The 22,431-nt window shown below is 35.4% G+C and carries 18 protein-coding genes and 1 pseudogene; 17 read left to right on the top strand and 2 right to left on the bottom strand.

Annotated elements, in window-relative coordinates:
• Window positions 1-416 precede the first annotated feature (416 nt).
• From ACQKKK_RS25110 to ACQKKK_RS25080, 7 genes and pseudogenes are all read left to right on the top strand, one after another.
• Window positions 417-566, top strand: coding sequence for a hypothetical protein (locus ACQKKK_RS25110; RefSeq protein WP_427619845.1), 150 nt, complete (start codon window positions 417-419; stop codon window positions 564-566).
• A gap of 1,289 nt (window positions 567-1,855) precedes the next feature.
• Window positions 1,856-4,267, top strand: a pseudogene (locus ACQKKK_RS25105) (immune inhibitor A domain-containing protein).
• 434 nt (window positions 4,268-4,701) lie between these two features.
• Entirely contained in the window at window positions 4,702-4,935 is a 234-nt protein-coding gene (locus ACQKKK_RS25100; RefSeq protein ID WP_427619844.1) for a YczI family protein, read from the top strand.
• Window positions 4,936-5,006: 71 nt separating this feature from the next.
• Window positions 5,007-5,588, top strand: coding sequence for a type 1 glutamine amidotransferase family protein (locus ACQKKK_RS25095; protein ID WP_427619843.1), 582 nt, complete (start codon window positions 5,007-5,009; stop codon window positions 5,586-5,588).
• 348 nt (window positions 5,589-5,936) lie between these two features.
• A complete protein-coding gene (locus ACQKKK_RS25090; protein WP_427619842.1) occupies window positions 5,937-6,470 on the top strand; it encodes a DinB family protein in 534 nt (177 codons plus the stop codon).
• 310 nt (window positions 6,471-6,780) lie between these two features.
• Window positions 6,781-6,972, top strand: a complete 192-nt coding sequence (locus ACQKKK_RS25085) for a hypothetical protein (RefSeq protein WP_427619841.1) — start codon at window positions 6,781-6,783, stop codon at window positions 6,970-6,972.
• Window positions 6,973-7,691: 719 nt separating this feature from the next.
• Window positions 7,692-9,170, top strand: a complete 1,479-nt coding sequence (locus tag ACQKKK_RS25080) for an Lsa family ABC-F type ribosomal protection protein (protein ID WP_427619840.1) — start codon at window positions 7,692-7,694, stop codon at window positions 9,168-9,170.
• A 259-nt stretch (window positions 9,171-9,429) separates the two neighbouring features.
• Here ACQKKK_RS25080 and ACQKKK_RS25075 read toward each other — a convergent pair whose 3' ends face one another.
• Window positions 9,430-9,867, bottom strand: coding sequence for a DUF3997 domain-containing protein (locus tag ACQKKK_RS25075; protein WP_427619839.1), 438 nt, complete (start codon window positions 9,865-9,867; stop codon window positions 9,430-9,432).
• Window positions 9,868-11,140: 1,273 nt separating this feature from the next.
• Here ACQKKK_RS25075 and ACQKKK_RS25070 point away from each other — a divergent pair.
• The 3 genes from ACQKKK_RS25070 (at window position 11,141) to hpaB (ending at window position 14,903) form a co-directional block, all read left to right on the top strand.
• The gene (locus tag ACQKKK_RS25070) at window positions 11,141-11,545 is read left to right on the top strand and encodes a DUF1259 domain-containing protein (RefSeq protein WP_427619838.1); all 405 of its coding nucleotides are present in this window, start codon (window positions 11,141-11,143) and stop codon (window positions 11,543-11,545) included.
• A 1,204-nt stretch (window positions 11,546-12,749) separates the two neighbouring features.
• On the top strand, window positions 12,750-12,905 hold the full coding sequence (locus tag ACQKKK_RS25065; protein ID WP_427619837.1) for a hypothetical protein: 156 nt from the start codon (window positions 12,750-12,752) through the stop codon (window positions 12,903-12,905).
• Window positions 12,906-13,454: 549 nt separating this feature from the next.
• Entirely contained in the window at window positions 13,455-14,903 is a 1,449-nt protein-coding gene (hpaB, locus tag ACQKKK_RS25060; protein ID WP_427619836.1) for a 4-hydroxyphenylacetate 3-monooxygenase, oxygenase component, read from the top strand.
• A 566-nt stretch (window positions 14,904-15,469) separates the two neighbouring features.
• On the opposite strand, the gene ACQKKK_RS25055 is transcribed toward hpaB, so the two are convergent.
• Window positions 15,470-15,946 carry an FUSC family protein gene (locus tag ACQKKK_RS25055; protein WP_427619835.1) on the bottom strand — a complete coding sequence of 159 codons (477 nt, stop codon included), beginning with the start codon at window positions 15,944-15,946 and terminating at the stop codon, window positions 15,470-15,472.
• Window positions 15,947-16,035: 89 nt separating this feature from the next.
• On the opposite strand from ACQKKK_RS25055, the gene ACQKKK_RS25050 reads away from it, so the two are divergent.
• The 7 genes from ACQKKK_RS25050 (at window position 16,036) to ACQKKK_RS25020 (ending at window position 22,431) form a co-directional block, all read left to right on the top strand.
• Entirely contained in the window at window positions 16,036-16,218 is a 183-nt protein-coding gene (locus tag ACQKKK_RS25050) for a hypothetical protein (RefSeq protein WP_427619834.1), read from the top strand.
• A gap of 480 nt (window positions 16,219-16,698) precedes the next feature.
• On the top strand, window positions 16,699-17,457 hold the full coding sequence (locus tag ACQKKK_RS25045; RefSeq protein ID WP_427619833.1) for a GntR family transcriptional regulator: 759 nt from the start codon (window positions 16,699-16,701) through the stop codon (window positions 17,455-17,457).
• A gap of 104 nt (window positions 17,458-17,561) precedes the next feature.
• The gene (gene xylB / locus ACQKKK_RS25040) at window positions 17,562-19,079 is read left to right on the top strand and encodes a xylulokinase (protein ID WP_427619832.1); all 1,518 of its coding nucleotides are present in this window, start codon (window positions 17,562-17,564) and stop codon (window positions 19,077-19,079) included.
• Between the two features lie 101 nt (window positions 19,080-19,180).
• Window positions 19,181-19,867, top strand: a complete 687-nt coding sequence (locus ACQKKK_RS25035; protein WP_427619831.1) for an HAD family hydrolase — start codon at window positions 19,181-19,183, stop codon at window positions 19,865-19,867.
• A complete protein-coding gene (locus ACQKKK_RS25030) occupies window positions 19,852-20,817 on the top strand; it encodes a phosphoglycerate dehydrogenase (RefSeq protein WP_427619830.1) in 966 nt (321 codons plus the stop codon). The genes ACQKKK_RS25035 and ACQKKK_RS25030 overlap by 16 nt, the downstream gene beginning before the upstream one ends.
• Window positions 20,801-21,466: a bifunctional 4-hydroxy-2-oxoglutarate aldolase/2-dehydro-3-deoxy-phosphogluconate aldolase gene (locus ACQKKK_RS25025; protein WP_427619829.1), complete on the top strand. Its 666-nt coding sequence runs from the start codon at window positions 20,801-20,803 to the stop codon at window positions 21,464-21,466. Before ACQKKK_RS25030 ends, ACQKKK_RS25025 begins: the two co-directional genes overlap by 17 nt.
• Window positions 21,463-22,431: a phosphotriesterase family protein gene (locus ACQKKK_RS25020; protein WP_427619828.1), complete on the top strand. Its 969-nt coding sequence runs from the start codon at window positions 21,463-21,465 to the stop codon at window positions 22,429-22,431. The genes ACQKKK_RS25025 and ACQKKK_RS25020 overlap by 4 nt, the downstream gene beginning before the upstream one ends.

Genomic DNA, 22,431 nt, shown 5'->3' with positions numbered 1-22,431 from the left:
ACACACTGTGATATAAATTGAAACGCCGTATACGCGAACCGTACGTACGGTGTTGTGAGAGGGGCGAAAATAAACTTATTTTCCCCCTACTCGATTATGCAACTATCGGGGCAGGTTAGTTCATGAAGCAAGGTGTACTTGTACTGTGCGGTATAAAGATATAACAATACTTAATAACTGATATCTTACATGCTTAAGGGCATCTTATTTAAAATAAGAAAGGGCGTGATTGTTATTAAGACTATTTGTCCTATGTATTCCTTTTTACTTCACATTTACTGGAGCAACTTACGCAAGTAATGACAGTAAAGAGTTAGAAAATTCGTTATCTGAAATTGGATACACTTCAGTAAAATAAGGTATATTATATTTGTTGAATAGATTCTCTTTAAAGACAAGAAAAGTAGGTGAACAAAGTGGGAAAATATCAATTGGATTACAAAGGTCAGGTAGCTGTGACAAAGTTTCATGAAAAACAGAAGCCTGCCAAATTTGATAAAAAGCAGCAACTTGAAAAAATACGTGAGGAGTATTTGAAAAAGAAGCAAAAACAAACAGATAAATAATATGAATGAAAACATAGGAAGACTAAAATCTCCCTATGTTTTTCTTATTTGAAGTTCTTTTTTCAATTGATGATAGAGTTTATTATTCCCATAAATTTCAGATTCGGTGACAAAAAACTCGTCATCAGATATCCATTCCTCACTAAAAATTTCAGTAGCAGAATCAATAGACCGCTGTTATTTTGGATACACCAGTAATCTCCAGCAGAAATTTTTAAAACATTTGGATACTCACTTGGCTTAGGTAGCTGAATAAAAAGATAAGTCTCGATCTTTTCCGCAAGATACTTTCTCAACACCCCACACTCAAAGAAAGTTAGGGAATCCCAATGCGCTGAATTTACTTCTAATAACTTAAAGGTAAACCAATGAGTAAACCTATAAAAAACCTACTATATCAACGTTTATAGGTTAAAAGGTTTACGAGGTTTACACAATTATGGAATTCTTTAAATAGATAGATGATGAGTTAGAGTAAGCCTTAGACAAAATTAGCTTATCAATCATCATTAGAAAGTTTGAAAATCGCTTTGAATGGTTTTCTGAACACACAAAGCTGATTAATAAGCATAGATGGAATGTAGTAAGCAACCAGCGTTTAGCTTAATAGCTTTTATTGCTATAGGAATTAGATACATTTAACATATGAAAAAATAAACGAAAAGCATTTGATCAGGGTGCTTTTTTCTATGAGCTGCAATGTTCTGTACTCGGATTGCAGTACTCTAGAGAAAATATATAAAGAAAAAACTCTGAGATAGTTTTTTTATGAGTAAAGCTTAAAGAAGGAAATTATCCCCTTTTGTCGAATTATTTGATTAATGGGGGGATTTTATGATATCAGAAAATGGTGAAAGAAGATTTCTAAACTCGTTGCATACCTTGCTTGAAAGGTCTCAAAAATATAGTTATACCTGCAGAGGTAGTTAAGAGAGCAAATGAAAGTTTGCTCATTGTTATAAATCGCATGGAAGGGGATCTATTTGATGAAGAATAAACTTAAGTAAACATCCATTTTGCGATTATTTGAGTTTGGTTCCTATATGTTAGCTAACAAGTAACGTCCCTGTAAAAGGCTTGTGGCTAGTTTAGAGTGAACATATAAGCAGGGGAAATTCTCCTTTTGTCGAAATGTACTTCTAAGCATAAGACTTGTTTCCAATTATATTCTTAATTATCTGATTAATCAGTATATTAACCATTACCATTTTGTAACATTTAGTATAAAACTCTTTCTTTTCGCAATTAGTTTCATAGACTTTTTTTAAGGGGGATGGACTTTGAATTGGATAAAGAAAATTAGCCTGCCATTATTATCTGCTGGACTTGCATTTAGTACGTTTACACCCGGAGTTATAAGTCATGTGAATTTATCTTCAGAAGTAAAGGCTTCTGGAAAAGAGGGAGCACCAATTGATTTAGGGATTGCAAATGATGACCGGCTAATTGAGATGTTAAAGAAAAATGGAACGATTCCAAAAGATGCGACGGCCACAGAAGCAGATAAGACATTACAAAAGTATTTACATAAGCTAGCGACGGCCTCGGAAACTAATAAAAAAGAAAATTCTTTTGAAAAGAAGCAGGCCGCACTAAAAGAACAAGTTAAAGCAAAAATGGATAGTAACGGTCTAAATGAGGGAAAAGGAAACAAGTCAGGGCAAGCGAAGCAAAATACGGTTTCCTCTGTCAAAAAAGAAGATTGGGTTGGTACGGAAAGGAAAGACGAGGTCCTTGTTCTATTAATTGATTTTCCTAATCTTCCACACGGACAATTAACTTCCGATGAAACAGACATGTATTATAGCGGACCTGATGCATACTCCAACCAACATTATCAGGATATGATTTTCGGTGAAAATGGCTATGTCGGTCCGGATGGTAAAAAGAAAATCTCCATGAAACAGTATTACGAGCAACAGTCCGGCGGCAGTTATACGGTTGATGGTAAGGTTGCCGGCTGGTATACAGCCAAACATCCAGCTGCTTATTACGGCGCTCATGATGAAAATGCCGGTAATGATAAAAATCCAAGAGCACTTATTCGGGAAGCCCTTGCTGATGCGGCTAAAGATCCTTCAATTGATTTGAATCAATATGACAAAGAAGATCAGTTTGATTTGGACGGTGACGGCAATATGCGCGAACCAGATGGAATCATTGACCATGTCATGGTCATTCACTCTGGTGTCGGGGAAGAAGCAGGCGGCGGTAAAATTGGTGAAGAGGCAATTTGGTCTCACAGCTGGGATCTAGGCGGTCCCTACCCAATTCCCGAAACAAAAGCGGATGTAAACTATTTTGGTGTCGATAATTTGTTAGGACTAGCCTATACCATTGAACCAGAAGATGGAGCTGCGGGCGTATTTGCTCATGAATTCGGCCACGATTTAGGCTTGCCGGATGAGTATGACACTCTTTACAGCGGTTTAGGTGAACCAGTCAGCTACTGGTCCCTCATGTCAAGTGGAAGCTGGACAGGGAAAATTCCAGGAACGGAACCATCTGGCTTCAGTCCATATGATAAAGAGTTTTTACAGCAAACGATGACAACAAATGACTTTATGCCAAACTGGCAGTCAGGAAGTCAAATAAACGTAAATGATATTACTTCTTAAGGAACAGAGTACTTGCTTGATGAAGCAAGTACAAAAGGCACAAATGATGATGTTGTTAAAGTAAATCTTCCTGAAAAGGAGATATTAGTTAATAAGCCTGCAAGTGGGAAGTCAGAGTACTTCAGTGGGAGTGGAAATAATCTAAGTAACAAAATGAATACGACTATTGACTTATCCAATGCTACTTTTGCTCAACTTACATTTAAAACCTGGTACTCTATCGAACAAGATTATGATTATGCTACTGTTCGTGTCAATGGTCAAACGGTTCATGGTAACATCACGACGAATGATGATCCTCAAGGGTCAAATCCAGGCAATGGAATTACAGGAGATTCCGGAAACAAATGGGTAGATGCAACATTTGATTTATCTCAATTTGCTGGCCAAAAAGTCCAATTAAGCTTCAATTATGTCACTGATGGCGGATTGGCAATGGCTGGTTTCTATGTTGATGATATCAAGGTAAGTGCGGGTGGCAGCACAATTCTGTCCGATGATGCGGAAGGAACTTCACCATTTACTTTTGTAGGTTTCTCCAAATCTGATGGCAAAAAATATGCAAGTCAGTATTACCTTCTTGAATGGAGATCCCATAACGGTTCTGATTCAGGTTTAGCCAATGTGAACCGTAAAGGAACCATGTTATCTTATGATCAAGGTTTAGTAGTTTGGTATGTTGATAACTCCTACGATAACAACTGGACAGGTCCAGACAACCACCCTGGTGACGGTTTCTTAGGTGTTGTCGACGCCGATCAGCACAATAATATCTGGCATTATAAGGACTGGAAGGATCCCAACGGTGTATATGATGTTAATAAAGTCCTTGGCTCAAACAGCTATCAAATGCATGATGCAGCATTTAGCTTAAACAAAGGCAGTAAAGTGACCATTGGTGATTCATCTTTCTACCTGAAAGATAACTTTACTCAAAGCAATGCCATGTTTGATGATAATCAGAATTACAGCAATACCCAAGCTCCTGACGTTGGCCGTAATATTCCAAAATTCGGACTAAAGGTTCGCGTAGTTGGCCAAAGTGCTGACGGTACTGTAGGTAAAATTTTACTTTATAAATAATAAGGTGGTTCTCTTATTTAAAGTGTATCCCTTGTAGCACATTTTAAAAAAAGCTAGAAAGCATTGAACAGATGATCCCTGTATTGTGAAGTGAACCCAAAAAGTTAGACAAAGTATTTTAAGCAGCTACTAAGGATTGGATCCTGTATTGTACAGGATCCAATCCTTTTAGTTTTGCTTACTTCATACTTCTGAGCTACATTTTTAAAAGATTCATGACCCTCAATATAATAATGAACGGCAGCTAGCTTAGTTTCTAACGAATATTTTGTCATAAAAAAACGGCACCTCCAATTGTTAATTGTGACTAACAATTGGAGTGCAGTTCATACTGAGGGGCTCTGTTTTTTTCAAAGCCGATAATTAATGCTCTGGCAAGTTAGTTTAACAATCAATTAGGAATATGTGGTAACTTGGTTAAAAGGGGGGGTTAATTGTTAAAGTTTTTGCAAATTATTTTATCAATAACAGTTATTTCACTTGCAGGGTATGGATTGATCACTGAGGATTTTAAGTTTCAACCATATATAATGTTGTTTTTAGGTTTAACGATGTTGGTAATGGGATTAAGAGAATTTCAAAAGGGACAAAAAGGTTACGGCTGGCTAAGTATAGTTGTATTTATATTTATTTTATTTGTATCAATCAAAAGTTTCTTATTGAATTAACTGGTGCGTTAGCTGAAGATCAGAGCTGTCTTTAGGTGGCTTTTTCATTATGCAATAGGGAGGACATACAAATGAAAAAAGTGTTGGTTTTTATTACAGATGGTTTTGCTGATTGGGAAGCAAGTTATGTGACCGCAGAGTTAAATAAACCAGGAACGGGATTTCAAGTTCAGACAATTGCGATTGACAAGGACCCTAAAATTTCAATGGGTGGCTTGACTGTTCTTCCGGATTATAGCTTACAAGGCTTTTCCTTTAAATTGGAACTTGCGATGTTGATTATTCCTGGCGGAACTGAATGGAGAGAAGAAAAAAATCATCAGGCAAAGAAGCTTGTGGACTTTTGTTTTGGAAATGACATCCCGGTTGCAGCAATTTGTGATGCAACTACCTTTTTAGGGGATTGCGGATTTCTTGATCATCATAAACATACTGGTAATTCATTGTCTTATTTAAAAGAAGGGGCACCTAATTATCGAGGTGATGAAAAATATATAGACGAACAATCTGTTAGTGATGGCTGTCTAATCACAGCTAATGGAAGTGGAGCACTAGAATTTTCGAGAGATATTTTAAGTAAATTGGATGTTTTGGAAGGTAAAGAACTAAAAGAATGGTATGATTTATTTAAAAAAGGTTTTATCAAAAGTTAGTTCCATAGATATCTTGGCGATCATCAATGAAATCGTCCCTGCAAATCGACGAGGCTTTTTTAGCGACACCGAGATAGAACCCGACTATGATCTATTTTACCGGATTAGTGATATTGAAGAGTAGGTGTTCCATTTAGGAAGCTTTTATTTATAATGCAAGAAAAGGGCGCAATTCTGCATCAAGAATTGCGCTCTTTCTTAATGTTTAGGGCCATTTTCTTGAATAAAAGAGAAGGGATTATTCGTAAGTAAGTCGAAGTAAATTCAGAAGATGTTATTTAGTTTAACATTGGGACGTACTACTCAAAATTAAGGAAGAAGAAAATTATAAAGAAAGTAGGAGATCTATTGGATACAAAAGAGATATTGAAGCGATTCGAACAGGTGGCTGCATACTATATTGAAGAGTTAAGTAAATATTCGCTAGATGGGTTTACGAGGAAGCCTTCTGAGGATGAATGGTCATTAGGACAAATGTACAATCATTTAATAAAATGCACTTTTAATCTCCATTTGAAAGCCATTGAGCAATGTGCTTATGGCACTGCTTCCGATGAAGGTAAAAAAACAGAAATAGGCGAATCGATATTCAAAGAAGGAACGTTTCCTCCAATCAGAGTAAAAGGTCCGGATACACCGGATTTCACACCGCCAAATCCTACAGGAAAAGAAGAAGTAAAGGAAGGACTGCTTCAAATCATTGAGAAAATGCGGGAGATAGAAAGAAATCTCTCTGACATTCCTGCCAGCCAGAAAGTTCAGCACCGGGCAATGGGATATTTAAATGCAGAGGAATATTTTCAGCTAATCGAAATGCATTTCCAGCACCACTTACGGCAAAAAGAGCGTATCGATCAGTTTCTTTTAAAAGCTAGTAAGTAATTTATCTTTATTGTTGAAGCAGCTTTTTGACCGTCGGTAGGAGCCCAATTGAGGGAGTCTAAAGAGCTGAGTGGGTGCCATTCAACCATTTTAGTTTTGCGTGTTCTTTTGCGACTGGTGTTCCTTAAGCAACTTTACTTCATAGGTAAGTAAGTGTACAACAATGTTTGGAAATTGGTGATAGTCTCCTTCAATACAGTGAAGAACTTGGACATTGCATCCAAGTTCTTCTTGGGTATGTTTGCATATCTCCAAAAAGGAAAACCATTTTTCACAATACGAGTTTGCAAAGTGGTGTGATAACCTGACAATGGCTTTCGATGATGATGTGAGGGATGAATTTGCATTCAGTGTTGCACGAGATTTTGAATGTCAATGGGATTTATATTTAATCCACACTTATTCAGATAAAGAATTGCGAATATTGGACTTATCTCAAGTTTCCTTGCCTCAGGAATGGCTTCTTAAATGGTTAGAGGAATTGAATAATGTAACCAAGTAAGTTATCGCATGTTCTTACCGGGTGTGTTAGCTTAAGATCGGAGCTGTCGTTAAGGTAGCTTTTTTTGAGGAGTTTAGTTCAACAAGGGGTTGTAATATATTAAATTCAGAAGCTTGTAAAAGTGGTGATGAAAAGTGCATATAAAGTAACTAGTATGAATTTGAAAAAAAGTCACGATGTTAATAAAAATGATGCGATGCTTTATCTCTTTGATTGAAGAATTTTAAATAGTTTGGATATAGGATTAGGTGAAGATGATTCAGATATTGCATTCCGTAAAAAAGAATGTTATTTTAAAAATAGAATTATGAGAGGACTGATGGGTGAATAATGATTAACTAATCTATATTTTAATTTGAAATTAATAAATTCAAACTAAAAAAATAGGGTTGGTCTATCCATTTTTATAAATCAGTTCATACTTTATTTATCATGATTCCAATGATTAATAAGGACTTATTTAAGTGAAAGACTAATCCTTCCAATTATAAATTGGGAGGTTTTTTTATTCTCTTATAGATAAGTCGATATTTATTAATCCGTAACTTTAACCCAACAAATAAAGGAGAGAGAAAAATGAGTAATTCAGACACTATTGTTACACATGTAATCCTCTATATAAGTCGTTAGTATCCATCAAACTTATATGGAGGAATTAAAAAATTGATGGATATTCCGACTTTATATGAAAAGTGTCAATTTATAAAGGAGGAATTATTATGTCAATGGTAAAAGTTCAAGACTTAACTTTTTCATATCCAGGTAGCTTTGATAATATTTTTGAAGGTGTAAACTTTCAAATGGATACGGATTGGAAACTAGGATTTATCGGTAGAAACGGACGAGGTAAAACGACTTTCTTTAATTTATTATTAGGGAATTATGAGTATAGTGGGAAAATCACTTCTTCGGTAGCATTTAATTATTTCCCTTACCCAGTTTCGGATAAGAACAAGTTTACTCATGAAATCCTTGAAGAAATTTGTCCCCAAGCAGAAGATTGGGAATTTCTTCGTGAAATATCCTATTTAAATGTTGATGCCGAGGTCATGTACCGACCATTTAAAACATTATCAAATGGAGAACAAACAAAGGTGTTGCTTGCTGCAATGTTTTTGAATGAGGGTCAATTTCTATTAATTGATGAGCCAACAAATCATCTGGATACTGATGCACGAAAGATGGTCTCTGATTATCTAAGGAAGAAAAAAGGATTTATTTTAATTTCACATGACAGAATCTTTTTAGACGGATGCGTTGACCATATCTTATCTATAAATAGAGCAAACATTGAAGTTCAAAGTGGTAACTATTCTTCTTGGAAGTTAAATTTTGATAGACAGCAGGAACACGAAGAAGCTACAAATGAGCGTCTACAAAAAGACATAGGGAGATTAAAACAGTCTTCAAAGCGTTCAGCAGGTTGGTCTCATCAAGTGGAAGCCACTAAAAACGGGACAAGGAATTCTGGTTCCAAGTTGGACAAAGGTTTTGTAGGGCATAAAGCGGCCAAGATGATGAAGAGATCGAAGAACCTTGAATCAAGGAAACAAAAAGCTATTGAAGAAAAGTCAAAATTACTAAAAAATGTAGAGAAAACTGATTCGTTAAAATTAGAACAATTGAAATTCCAGTCAAATGAATTGGTTGTTTTGGCTGATGTGTCTGTTAAGTATGATGACCAAATAGTGAATGAGCCAATTTGCTTTATAGTTGAACAAGGTGACCGAATTGTACTTGATGGAAAGAATGGAAGTGGGAAAAGTAGTATCCTAAAACTAATTCTAGGACATCCGATACAGCATACAGGCTCAGTTAATTTAGGTTCAGGGCTCATCATTTCCTATGTCCAACAAGATACTTCTCATTTGAAAGGATCGTTATCAGACTTTATTGAAGAGCATGAGATTGATGAGACGTTATTTAAATCTATCCTACGTAAGATGGATTTTGACCGAATTCAATTTGAGAAAGATATATCTCATTATTCTGGTGGACAAAAGAAAAAGCTGCTAATCGCTAAAAGTTTATGTGAAAAAGCTCATTTATATATATGGGATGAACCATTAAACTTTATTGATATTTATTCGCGTATGCAGATTGAAGAGCTTATTCAACAATTCAATCCCACAATGGTTATTGTTGAGCATGATCAGGCATTTCAACAAACAGTTGCAACAAAAACTATATCTATGTAGTTCAAAGTGAATGATTGAAAATATAAACTTTAATGGAGTAGTGAAAAAAAGCCTAATTCCTCTACGATAAATTGAGAGATTAGGCTTTTTATGGAGAATAGGAAATACTATAACGAAATGCACTCATAACGTTTCTGTCTTTCACTATTTATTCAATCGCGGCTTAAGTACACCTTTGGGGACAGCCTCATTTATATCCACTTATACAAATATGATATAACAACATATATTAGTTGATAGCATTAATACAATTGTTTGTTCAGCGAATATCGTCTACATTTTTCAACTTAATATCTTTTGATATACTCAACTCGGATTTTTTATCAGCAAAATTTTGTTCATCTAATGGACCAGTTATCACTCCGGTTCCAATGTCTATTATCCAATAATGGGAGGTATCCTTATCTGGAATCTCATAATTATTAGGATTTTCGGGGTCATCCACTAAATCAACTTGCTTAGCTAAAATGAAATTTTTATCCCATCCGACTTCTACGACTTTTGCTGGTACAACAGCACTGTCCCAGGAACCTTCACCAATTTTCGGGGAAATAGTAACTTGATGCTGTGATGTGCTAACTATAGAAAAATTTCCTGGTAACTCAACTTCATAATCCGATAGACCTGAACATGCAGCTAGTAAACAATAAAAATATAGAGAAATAAAAACAAATTTAAAAACACGCTTAAACCGCACTGAAAACCCTCCTTTTTTTACCAATATATCACTAAAATTATCAAACTCAAAAATTACATTAAGATTTTTCCCTAAAAAAATATTATTTACAAATAATTTACTTTACCATGTATATCATTGGCTTAGGGAGGGCCCAATGAAATTCCTTCTGAAACAATGAGCTCAAACCCTTGGGAGGACTCTTAAATTTACAATATTTAACTGAAGAACCTATACTACTAGATTTTTTGTATAAGTATTGTAAATGATTATTCAGCAATAAAATCCTCCTCAAAATAAAGCGTTGTCATTAATTTGTTCACAATCCCGTTAAAATAAGCAAACTGGCCGTTATGCATCTTAACTCCACTTTTAACCTTCATAACAAATTCCTTGAACGCTTGGGTGTCAATTTCTATTTCCTGTTTACTTGTGAACGCTCTTTTGTTAGTAGAATAATTACCTCTCTTATTACACTGTTTAATAACCTTCCAAAATTCCTGTATAGTTTCAGCTTTTTCGTAGAATGAACTTACAAGGTTACTAAATACATCTGGTACCCAAAGGGCTATAAAATTTACCTGTTTGATAGAGTTTTCTAGAGAATTATCCACATGAGAGAATTGAGACGCGGCTTTACGTTTATTGTTTTTAATATTTTGTTTTAAGAAAGAAGTAGTTGTTTTAATGGCCGTTCACTTCTTGGGCTCTTTCACAGAGTTCATGCCAGACATTTCATCTTTCACAGGTTGAATAATAATGGCGTTAGCTGTTTGCATAATATCCTTTTTTCTCTTCCGGTATCTGACGGATCATGCCGAGGTCTTAAAGTTTTTTCATTGGACGTTGGACTGTTATATAAGAAAGTTCTAGCTTTATAGCAATTGTATTTTTACACATGTAGCTCACACCAATTTGCTTGCAGCTATGACGTTTAAGAACTTCTAGTAAGGGAACTGGCTGGCTGCTTCATTTTGACCACATTTCATATTCAATTGAGCATAATCCATGTAGTTAGAATATCCATCAACACTTTTTTCTTCGAGTTTCTTTGACACGTGAGCATGACATCTGATGTTGTTTGAATTGATTTTATAGCGTGCCACCCTGTGCCATGGGTATCATCAAGGTGCAACTGAGCAGCCTTTAACTAACCCCAATTTGATTATCACCACGAGTTCCTTCAGCGCCAAGATTTGGGGTTTAAATTTGCCCAATCTTAAATAAATTTACCCGCATACAATAAAACCATGTTCTAAAAAACAAATGGTTTTATTATAAGGAGAGGAATATTATGGATAGGGGCTCGAAAAGGGAGTTATGTAGTGAATTTGCAAGGATTCTTGACGGTGATGCAAGTTTAATGAATGGAGTATGTCTGGTTCAAAGATTTAGAGACATCCCCTTTAAAATACTTGGAAGGAGAACTAATTCACCGTTAGTAAACCCTCAATTTTTCAGCTTTGAGAATTTAGATAGTAAAGGAAATGGACTGAATCTAGGTGAAACAGTACTACTCCAAGACGAGGTAAATCCATTGTTAACAGAACTAAGAAAAAGGGATATTATTGTAACAGCAGTTCATAATCACTGGTTGTTTGAAAATCCTAGAGCCATGTATATGCATTTTGAATCAATCGAACCACCACTGGAATTTGCTCGAAAAGTTCGAGAAGCATTCAAAGTCTTAAGAGATTAAGTTGAAAAAAATTTAATCAGGAGAAGATATAAGTTAATGTCTTATGCAACAGGTGCGTTAGTTCAAAAAAAGAATCAAAAGACCATTATTAATTCGGTCACAATAGCCCTTACACGTATTGAGTAGGGGCTATTTTTTTTTGAAGCTCTGTTAAAGGTGTTGTTGAATTTCTGAATGAACTAAAAGGGAGTTATAGAAGGAAATATTATGAAACTATTGGGGCTTTCTTCCGTAGAATATAGAGAGAGGGTGTGTATGTATTGATGTTTTCACGGTGGACGTTTCTCCAAGGGATTATAGTAATCCTTTTAGGAATTCTCGCATTTATAACCGATTATTTTAAGAAAGATATGGCAACGTCAATTCCATCAACTGTAAATACAGTACAGATGTTAATGACACTATTATTTATTATTTCTGTTATTGGTTTATTTAGCTTATTTATGTTTTTTCAATCTAAGAAAAGTAATACATTTTTATTGCAACCTATTTGGGAAAAAATGCACATAATAGTATCTTTCCTATTGGTTATATCAATAGTTGTATTTATTAGTGCATTTTTTATAAGTCCCCTCAGTGAAGTAATTCAAAGTAGTAGGTGGATCTTATTCATAACCATTTATTATTTTCTATTTTTAATAAATATTTTAGTTTTAACTTTAATAAATAAAATAAAAAAGAATACAATTTCAAATGCGAAAAAGGTTGAATTATCATTTATATGGACAGTATTAGTGCTCTTTGTAACCATTTTTTTTATTTAACCTTAACTAAATTACATTTTGAATCAATAGAACTAACGAGTGCTTTAGTTCCAATGATCTATGGAAGACCACAAATATTGAACTATCCCCCGGATATCGGACACACTTAGAAAAGTGCCCCTTATGGAGCTGTTGACAAAATGGGGAAGAGCTTTTGCTCTTTCCCCATTTTGAGGTGTTTCTGTTGGGACCGATAAGGATGGAAAAATCGTTGCTATTGGAGCTGATGAGCCTCCTATCATCGGATATTCCATAAATGCGGCACATGAAGAGGTAAGATAGGATTATGAAGTAGATATGATGCATGCATTAGAAATACAGGGCATAAAAGGTAACTATTAAGCACTCATTCATTGGGTGCTTTTTATTTTGGAGAAAGAAGGTGATGGAGAATCGAATGAATAACGCTTGGGCACTATAACTTTGAAAGGAGTGTGCTAATGAAAAAAGAAAATCGCTTATCTGTTGAACCTACAATTGCAGAAGGAATTAATACAGAAGATGAATTAAAAAGAGATGCTACTAAAGAAGAGATTGACAAAGGCGATTACACGGAAGTAACCACTTTGTCTTTTGATGAGAACGATCCTAGTTAAACACCGTTTCCCGCGGTGTTTTTATTTTGGTTAAGAAGGTGAGTTCATAAAAAGTCGAATAGTTAGGATCTTGGATTTATTTAACCAGATTTCTAAATTAAAGTTACTTTCATAGTATTATTCACTTATGTTTAGACCTCAATCGTGTTAATTTTCTCTTGTGAGTTTTTATTGCTGTTTCTTTACCTTTTATGCTTTTAGTAATTACTCCATGGCTTTCTACCATAACCAAATTATCGGTTCCGTCTTGATAATTCTTATAGCTTATATACATAATTACCATCCTCTCTAAATACAGCAATTTATAAAATGTTCATTTTCAATTATAGGGCGTGTTTTTTAAGCTTGTATTAAAAAACAACAAAGATTGCATTAGAGGCTATATATCCTTCACCCTCCACTGTCAAAGAATAACAAGTAGGGCTATAATTCTTTTATCCGAAGTGTCCCTTTTTACTCAGCCACTATTTACTCCATACATACATTCTTTTGCAGCTGCATACATAAACCTATAAGTAATAAAATTGGTTTGAATTCAGGAGGTGTCATATGCCGGTTGTAACTGGAAAAGAATACATCGATCGAATAGATCAGTTAAAGACTAATGTATGGATAGATGGAGGTCCTATAATTGGGAAAATTTCTGAACATCCTGCATTCAAAGGAGTAATGAACAGTCAAGCAGCTTTATATGACTCACAACATGACAAATCATTACAAGATAAGCTAACCTATCCATCTCCATCTTCAGGATCTAAGGTAGGTCTTTCTTTTTTACAGCCAAAAACAAGAGATGATCTTTTTAAACGAAAAGAAATGATTCAACATTGGGCTAAAATGAACAACGGATTAATGGGAAGAAGTCCAGATTATATGAATACAGTGTTAATGGCGTTTGCTTCGTCCGCAAATTTATTAAAAGGAAAAGTAAATTGTTTTCCCGAGAATGTAATCGCATTCTATGAATATGCACGTGAAAATGATATATCCTTGACTCATACATTTATTGACCCACAAGTAAATCGAGCTCAGTTTTATTTTGAGGCTGGAGATGAACCAATTGCGGCAAGAGTGATAGAGAGAAACGATGCTGGTGTTGTTGTTAAGGGTGCTCGATTACTGGCTACACAAGGTGGAGTAACGGATGAGATATTAGTATTTCCGGCAGGAGGAATTCAGGATAAAGACAGAGCAGTTGCGTTTTCGATACCGAGTAATAGTAAAGGTTTAAGATTTATTTGTAGAGATTCTTTTGTTGGAGGGGATTCGATATTCAACTTTCCACTAAGTTCACGATTTGAGGAAATGGATTCTATTGTTGTTTTTGACAATGTATTGGTTCCTTGGGATCGTGTGTTTTTCTATGATAATACAGAAATAGTGAATAAATTCATGGTTGCTAGTTCATTTTTGGCTTTTACGTTGCATCAAGTTGTTTCTAGACAAATTGTTAAAGCTGAATTTGTTTTGGGTATAGTCCAATCTATAATCGATACGATTAATATCGGGGATTATCAACATGTGCAGGAAAAAGTGTCAGAAATTATCATAGCATTAGAGACAATGAAAGCCTTGCTTAACAAATCAGAGAATGAATCTGAAATGGATGAATGGGGATTTATGCGACCTAATCAAATTACGTTGCAAATCGCCAGCAATTTATTTCCTCGGGTTTATCCAAGATTTACAGAAATCATTCAATTGCTAGGAGCAAGTGGATTGATTACGATTCCAACAGAAAATACATTCCAATCAAGTATAGGGAAAGATTTAAAACAATATTTGCAAGCAAAATCAAGTAATGCAGAGGATAGAATTAAACTTTTCCGTTTAGCTTGGGATTTAACAATGAGCTCATTTGGAACTCGAGAAACGCTATATGAACGGTTTTTCTTTGGTGATCCTATTAAATTATCAAGTCAGTTATATTATTCCTATGATAAAGAACCTTATGTTGGACGGGTTAAAAGTTTTTTGCGAATTTCAGAAGATCTTTGAACTACTCCCACCTAAAAACGTTAAGTATTGAGTTTTAAAGAAGCTCGTCTCCTTTTAAGGGCTTCTTTTTGAAATTTAAGATGAACCTGCTTTACTAAATGTGTAATATCAATCTCATCGTTATAAACCATTTTATCTCTCCGAAATTCTTACTAAAAGCAAATTCATATTGAATCTGCCGGATCCATTGATTTGCGACAATTGCAGCTGTCCAATCAGGATCTTTCTTAAAGACTGAATTTAGCACTAGCTTTCTGTCCATCCTGTACAGTGTATTCAGGGAAACACTTACGCCTAAATAATTAGTAAAGTCAAATGTACGTGTGGGTGTCATTTTGTCTTAGATATTAATTTTACTAAAAAGGATTAAAAATATGGTCTTACGTCAAAGAATCGAACTTGAAAAGGATTTTTATAAAAATGAACTGTTGAAAATGGGATATTTCAAAACGTTTCATGGAAAGCAACTCTGAGAACTCATTGTATGACCTTGAGTGCATTACCAAAGAGAAAAAGCGGGTTGATATATGACCAATAAAAAGGAACGCCACTTGAATAAATCTTATCTACCCGCCTTGTCGCTTCTTGAAAATTAGACGGAACCAAATTAACTGGATTAAAACCGCAACAACTACACCTACCAGAGTATCTGTCATTCTATCTATAGCATAATGTTTCGTTTGGTGTTCAAGTACAAAGACAAATAATATCGTGAGTGCGACTTGATAAATTACTGCTTTGTCAAATTTTAACCACTGTGTGATAAAACATCCTAAAAGGATTAATAGTCCTAAACTCCATCCACTTATACTCATATGTCTTGCAATGAGCACAATAACGGAAATACCAATCATGGTTCCAATTACACGTTGTATGGATCGTTGGACCGTTTTGTCGATTGTGGATTGAAGGCATAGGATGACCGTGAGTGGAGCTAGGTAAGGATGATTGGAACCCAATAGTTTTGATAATTCCCAAGACAGGGTTGAACCTATTGCCATTTTCCATATTAGTATTGAAAAGTTCTGTTTTTTTGTTTTCATATTTACCTCGGAGTAATACTCTACTTTTTTATAGAATCCCTCTATGGTGAATTTTTATGTATACGAATAAATAGAAGATGCACCGGGTATTGAAGTTGAAAAGATCATTAATGATTACAATTTTAGGTTTATCAATTTTATGTTCTACTACGGGTGCAAGTGCAGCGGAAACTGAAGTGTTGTTAGATTCAGATGCAATACTATCTATCCAACAAACAGATGGTACAGGTTCTTCCAGCGCTAATGCTGCAAAGCTTATGACTTCACATTAAGGATAGATACATATTCACCTTTTGGAGGTGGAACCTATGCAGTAGCTTAATCATCCTCTGACATGATAGAGGATTATATTTACGCACGAGCTAAAACCTATAATGGTGATGGATCTTTAATCAAAACAAATTCACAAAGTGCTAAAAAAAGAGCTATATTAGTGCCAAAGCAATGAATGGAACATTATACTTTGGGAATGATTGGGCTGTTGGAACTCATACTTTTAAACTTAAATGGTATAAAAATGTTAATGCTCAAACAAGTTAAGAGAAGAGACCTATAAGTATGGTTCATAATGTTTAGACAAATATAAAAAATGAATTGACACTGTTATTATTATATGGTTTATTAGTATTAATCGAACTGGTAATTACATCATTATCAAAAATGGTCTATCACGAAATTTATTTTTCCACTTTGCTTATTTTATCTTAAAATAAATAAAGTGGAAAAATAAATTCTAGAAGAGGTGCACCGTGGTGGAAAACGTAAGAAAGATAGTAGTTGAGAAGAGCAATCCTTTGCCCTTATATTTTCAGTTAAAAGAAGTGTTAAAAGAGAAAATTGAAAAAGGAATATACAAATCAGATGATCCTATTCCTTCAGAAAGAGAATTAATTGATATGTATGGAATAAGCAGAACGCCTGTCCGCCAAGCCTTAAACGAATTGGTAGCAGAGGGTCTGTTAAGAAGAGAACATGGTAGGGGTACATTTGTAGCCCATCAGAAAATTGATCAAATGTTCTTAAAAAGTTTAAGCAGTTTTGGAGATGAAATGGAAAAGAAAGGCTTATCATTCGAAACTGAACTTTTAAATAAGCAAATTATAGAAATAAACTCTACTCTTCAAGAAATATTTGGTGAAACCCACAAATCTTTCTATCGAATAGATCGCTTAAGGTATATCGAAAAAGATCCTTATGTTCTGGTTACAACATATATTCCAGCAGCTATGGCACCAGGCTTACTCGAGGAGGACTTAGAAAGGAATTCTTTGTATAGAACGCTTGAATCAAAGTATGGCTATAATATAAGCTATGCAAAACGTGTTATGGAAGCTATTAATGTTGCTGAAGAAGATGCGAAAATTTTAAAAGTTTCTCCTATGGCGGCTGTTCAAATGACTAAAACTACCGCTTTTCAAATTGATTCTCAGGCCTTCGAGTATTCGATAGCGCGTTACAGAGGGGATTTGAGTAAATTTACTGTTGAAGTAAAATATGAAAGAAAGCAATAAATTGAGCAAGTTTTTTAACTTGTTCAATTTATAAGTGAACTGGTAATTACATCATTATGTGATTATGAATTGGTGCTTTTTAGATTTGAGGGGAGGATAATTGTATGGGAAAACATTATATTATTGCTCATGATATTGGTACTACTGGAAATAAGGCAACTCTATATTCATCTGATGGAGAGCTAATAAGTAGCACACTTTATAAATATCAAACTTTTTATCCACAAGCTGGGTGGGTTGAACAAAATCCATTAGATTGGTGGCAAGCAGTCTGCGATACAACAAAAACTTTATTAGAGATGACGAGTGTAACACGTGAACAAATTGCAGCTGTGAGCTTCAGTGGTCAAATGCTCGGGTGTTTGTTAGTAGACCGCCAAGGAGATTCATTAGGGAATGCAATTATCTGGGCAGATATGCGAGCTTCTGACCAAGCTAAGCGTTTAGAAGAAGAAATGGGTATGGAGACAGTCTATCAGATCACAGGGCATCGCATCAGTTCATCATATTCTGGGGCAAAAATCAAATGGGTAAAGGAACATCAACCAGATGTGTTCAAAAGAGCTTATAAAATTTTACAAGCAAAGGATTACCTTGTATACAAACTAACTGGAACATTTGCGACAGACTATTCGGATGCATGTGGCACAAACTGTTTTGATCTTGTAAACAAGGTATGGTCTGACGATATTTTAAAAGCATGGGGAATTGAAAAAGACATTTTTCCAGAATTATATGCTTCTACGGATGTAATAGGTGGTGTGACAGACTGGGCTGCCAAAGAAACTGGCTTACTTCAAGGTACACCCGTGGTTATCGGAGGTGGAGATGGAGTTTGCGCCGCTGCTGGGGTAGGAGTAATGGATGAGGGAGAAGCATTCAATTATATTGGTTCATCTTCATGGGTAGCAACTGCATCAAACAAACCCATTTTCGACCCTGAAATGAAAACCTATACATGGGTTCACCTAGATGCCAATAAGTATTCACCAAACGGTACAATGCAATGTGGTGGTGGTTCTATGCAATGGGTGACAGAGCTTCTTTACCAGGATTCTAAACAAGATATATCTATGTATGAATTAATGAATCTAGAAGCTGAAAAGTCTCCTCCTACCTCAAGAGGGTTGGTTTACTTACCTTACTTAATGGGTGAACGCTCGCCAAGGTGGAATCCTGATGCACGTGGTGCTTTTGTAGGTTTGTCTATTACGCATACACGTGGAGACATGGCACGTTCGGTCATGGAAGGTGTTGCTTACAACTTGAAAATTGTGTTGGATACATTTCAAAAAGAGGGTGCTCCGATCAACTATATGTGGGTTCTAGGTGGAGGAGCTAAGAGTGCTTTGTGGCGGCAAATTCTAGCTGATATTTATGGCCTTGATGTATATGTACCATCTTATTTAGATGAAGCAACATCAATGGGAGCTGCTATGGCAGGCGCTGTGGGAAGTGGCCTAATTAAAGATTTCCAAGAAGCAAAACGATGGGTGAAAAGAGTCAATATTCATCATCCACAACCTGACGTCCAAAATAAATATCGGGAGTTTTTTCCTTTGTTTAATGAAACATATAGCCAATTAATACCTGTGTACGAGAGATTAAAAAATTTTAACTAAACCACTAATAAAAGGCATTTATATCAGAAATTAAATTGTTAGTAAGGGAAAAGATCTCGTATTTATATTAAAAATACATCGTATACGAAGTGGGGAAATAAATGAAACGAGCATTTATTTTTGACATGGATGGCACACTGCTCGATAGCAAGTCGCTTGCTCAACAAACATATCCAGAAGTCTTAAGACGATTGAAAGAGCAAATAGTTGTAGGGGATATTGAATGGACTGAAGATCAAATTAATCATGTTATTGGTATGACAACAGAGGATTTATTTACCTACTTGCTTCCTGAAGCTAGTGAGGATCAAATCCAGTTAACAATGCGGATTTTAGAAGAAGTGGAAGATGAGTTTTTTGAACGAACTACCACTCTTTATTCAGGTGTTATCGAAACATTGCAAAAGCTCAAAGAAAATGGCTATGAACTGTACGTGGCATCGAATGGCGGAGCAAAATATGTTCCAATTGCCGCAGAGACTCACCATTTTACACATCTTTTTACTAATTTATATTGTGCTGGTCTGCATAAAACAGCTAATAAAGTAGATCTCGTGAAATTGTTGTTACAAGAAAATAATCTGGATAAAACCGTCATGGTGGGAGACCGTTATTCAGATATTGAAGCTGGAAAGCAAAACAATTTAACAACTGTAGGATGCCTGTATGGATTTGGTTCGGAAAAAGAGCTTCTAAATGCAGACTATCATATTAATAGTTTAACAGAGATCATTCATTTAGCAGAAGAAATACTAGTAAAGGAGAGAGAAGAATGCCGAAAGTGTTAATAACTCCTCGATCGTATGGAATGTTTAACAAAGATATTAATCAAATGTGGGAAAAAGCAGGGTTTAAAGTGATCAGAGAAGCGGGGCCACTTCCTGAGTCCAAATTTATAGAGCTTATCAAAGATGTGGACGCGTTACTTATAGGAACAGATAATTTGAACGAAACGATTCTAGATAACGCGAAACACCTTAAAATTATCGCTAAGTATGGTACGGGAATTGATAATATTCCAAAAGAATATGCAGAAAAAAAAGGTATCTATGTGACGAATACACCTGCAGTAAATAATGAGACGGTTGCAGACTATGCTTTCGGTTTAATGCTATCAACTGCTAGAAAGATTTCTTCATCTGCACAGAAATTAAAAGAAGGACAATGGACAAAAACGGTAGGGATTGAACTTTACGGTAAAACACTAGGTGTTTTAGGGTTTGGTGCAATTGGAAAAGCTGTTGCCCGTCGGGCAAAAGGATTTCAAATGGACGTCATAGTTTATGATGTTTTTCAAGATGAAAAGACTGCTACAGAATATGGCATTACGTATGCGGACTTAGAAACAGTCCTAAAGAACTGTGATTTTTTATCAATTCATATGCCACTGTTACCGGAAACTACTAATTTGTTAAATTATGAAACTATGAAAAAAATGAAGAAAGAAGCAATTCTTATCAACACAGCGAGAGGTGGAATTGTTAACGAACAAGACCTATTCCGAGTATTGCAAGAAGGGATTATTAGAGGAGCTGGGATAGATGTATTTAGCGTAGAACCACCGACATCCTCCCCGTTACTTGAGTTGGATAATGCTGTTTTAACACCGCACAATGCAGCAGCGAGTGAAGAAGCCATAGAACGAATGACATTACAATCAACTGGAAACATACTTGAATTTTTTGAACAACAAGTTAAAAAGACTGAGGGAGGAAATAAAAGTGTTACACAAATATGAAGTAATTAATGCCATATATGAAAGCGGTGTCGTAGCTGTCCTCAGAGGGAATGAAATAGAAGTTATGACTACAGCAAGAGCTGCTATTAAAGGAGGTATAAAAACGATTGAATTAACCATGACAGTACCAAATGCGTTTGACGTACTGTGTGAACTGAAAAGTGAATTTGAATCACAGTCTGTTTATATAGGAATGGGCACAGTACTTGATGTCAATTCAACAGTCAACGCAATACAAGCAGGGGCAGACTTTATTGTTACTCCTCATTTTGACTTAGATATTATCAATGTGAGTCATCAATATCAAACCCTTGTTATGCCAGGAGCCTTTACAATAACAGAAATGGTAAATGCATTAAGAGCGGGATGTGAAATTTTAAAGCTATTTCCTGCAGATTTAGCAGGACCTAATCATATCAAAAATGTTAAAGGACCGCTTCCTCAAGTGAATATTATGCCTACTGGCGGTGTAAATGAGTCAAATATTGAAGAGTGGATTAAAGCAGGAGCTGTCGCAGTCGGAGTTGGATCTAATTTAACAAAAGCAGGCGGTTCTAATCTGGACCCAAATAAAATAAGTGATTACGCATCAATGCTTGTAAAAAAAGTTCAGCAGACTAAGATGCCAATGAGTGGTGTGGTTCAGTGACACTTAAAGAATCGGCTTATATTCAAACTGTTCTAGGTTCAGTAAATCCTGATGAAATATCATATTTTCAACCTCATGAGCACGTCATGTTAGAAAGCGGATATGCTGCACAACTGAATGCTGATTTATGTATTGATGATATATCTTTAACAATTAATGAATTAAAAAAACTGGCAACTGGCTCTGCTCTTGTAGATGCACAACCAATTGGCGCAGGACGTATGGCAAATGAGCTGGTAAAGGTCTCACAAGAAACGGGCATCCACCTTGTTGCATCTACTGGATTTCATAAATCTATTTTTTATTGGCCAGATCATTGGATTCATAATAGCACTGCTGAATTTTTAGTTGACGTTTTTATTTCAGAAATACAAAAAGGAATGTACCTTGGTAATAGGACAGAAAAACCCAGTCAATCAATTGATGCAAAAGCAGGTTTAATTAAAACAGCTGTTGATAAAGATGGACTGACTCCCTATTATCGTACAAAGTTCGAGTCAGCTGCAGAAGCTTCACTGAAAACGAATGTTTCGATTATGGTTCATGTTGAAGTAGGATCAGATCCTTTTGAAATCATTCATTTTCTAACGAATCGAAAGGTGAATCCAGAAAAAATTATTCTATGTCATCTAGACCGAACTCATCATGACTATAAAATGCATGAAGAAGTTGCCTCGTCTGGTGTTTATCTTGAGTATGATACGATTGGCCGGTTTAAATATCACGATGATAAAAAGGAATTGAAATTAATTCAACACATGCTAGAAAGTGGTTTCCAAGGTTCACTCTTGTTAAGTCTTGATACTACCAGAGCCCGCCTTGGAACATATGGTGGCACGATTGGAATAGATTATTTAACTCAAACGTTTATACCACAATTGAAAGCAAATGGAATTAAGGAAGATGTCATTAATACCATTACACAACATAATCCCTTGAAAGCTTTAAGTATAAAAACCAAGTAG

The sequence above is a fragment of the Peribacillus sp. NPDC006672 genome (assembly GCF_050274955.1).
Classification (GTDB): domain Bacteria; phylum Bacillota; class Bacilli; order Bacillales; family DSM-1321; genus Peribacillus.
The sequence above is the reverse complement of the archived record's forward strand: the minus strand, read 5'-3'. Positions and strand labels throughout refer to the sequence as shown.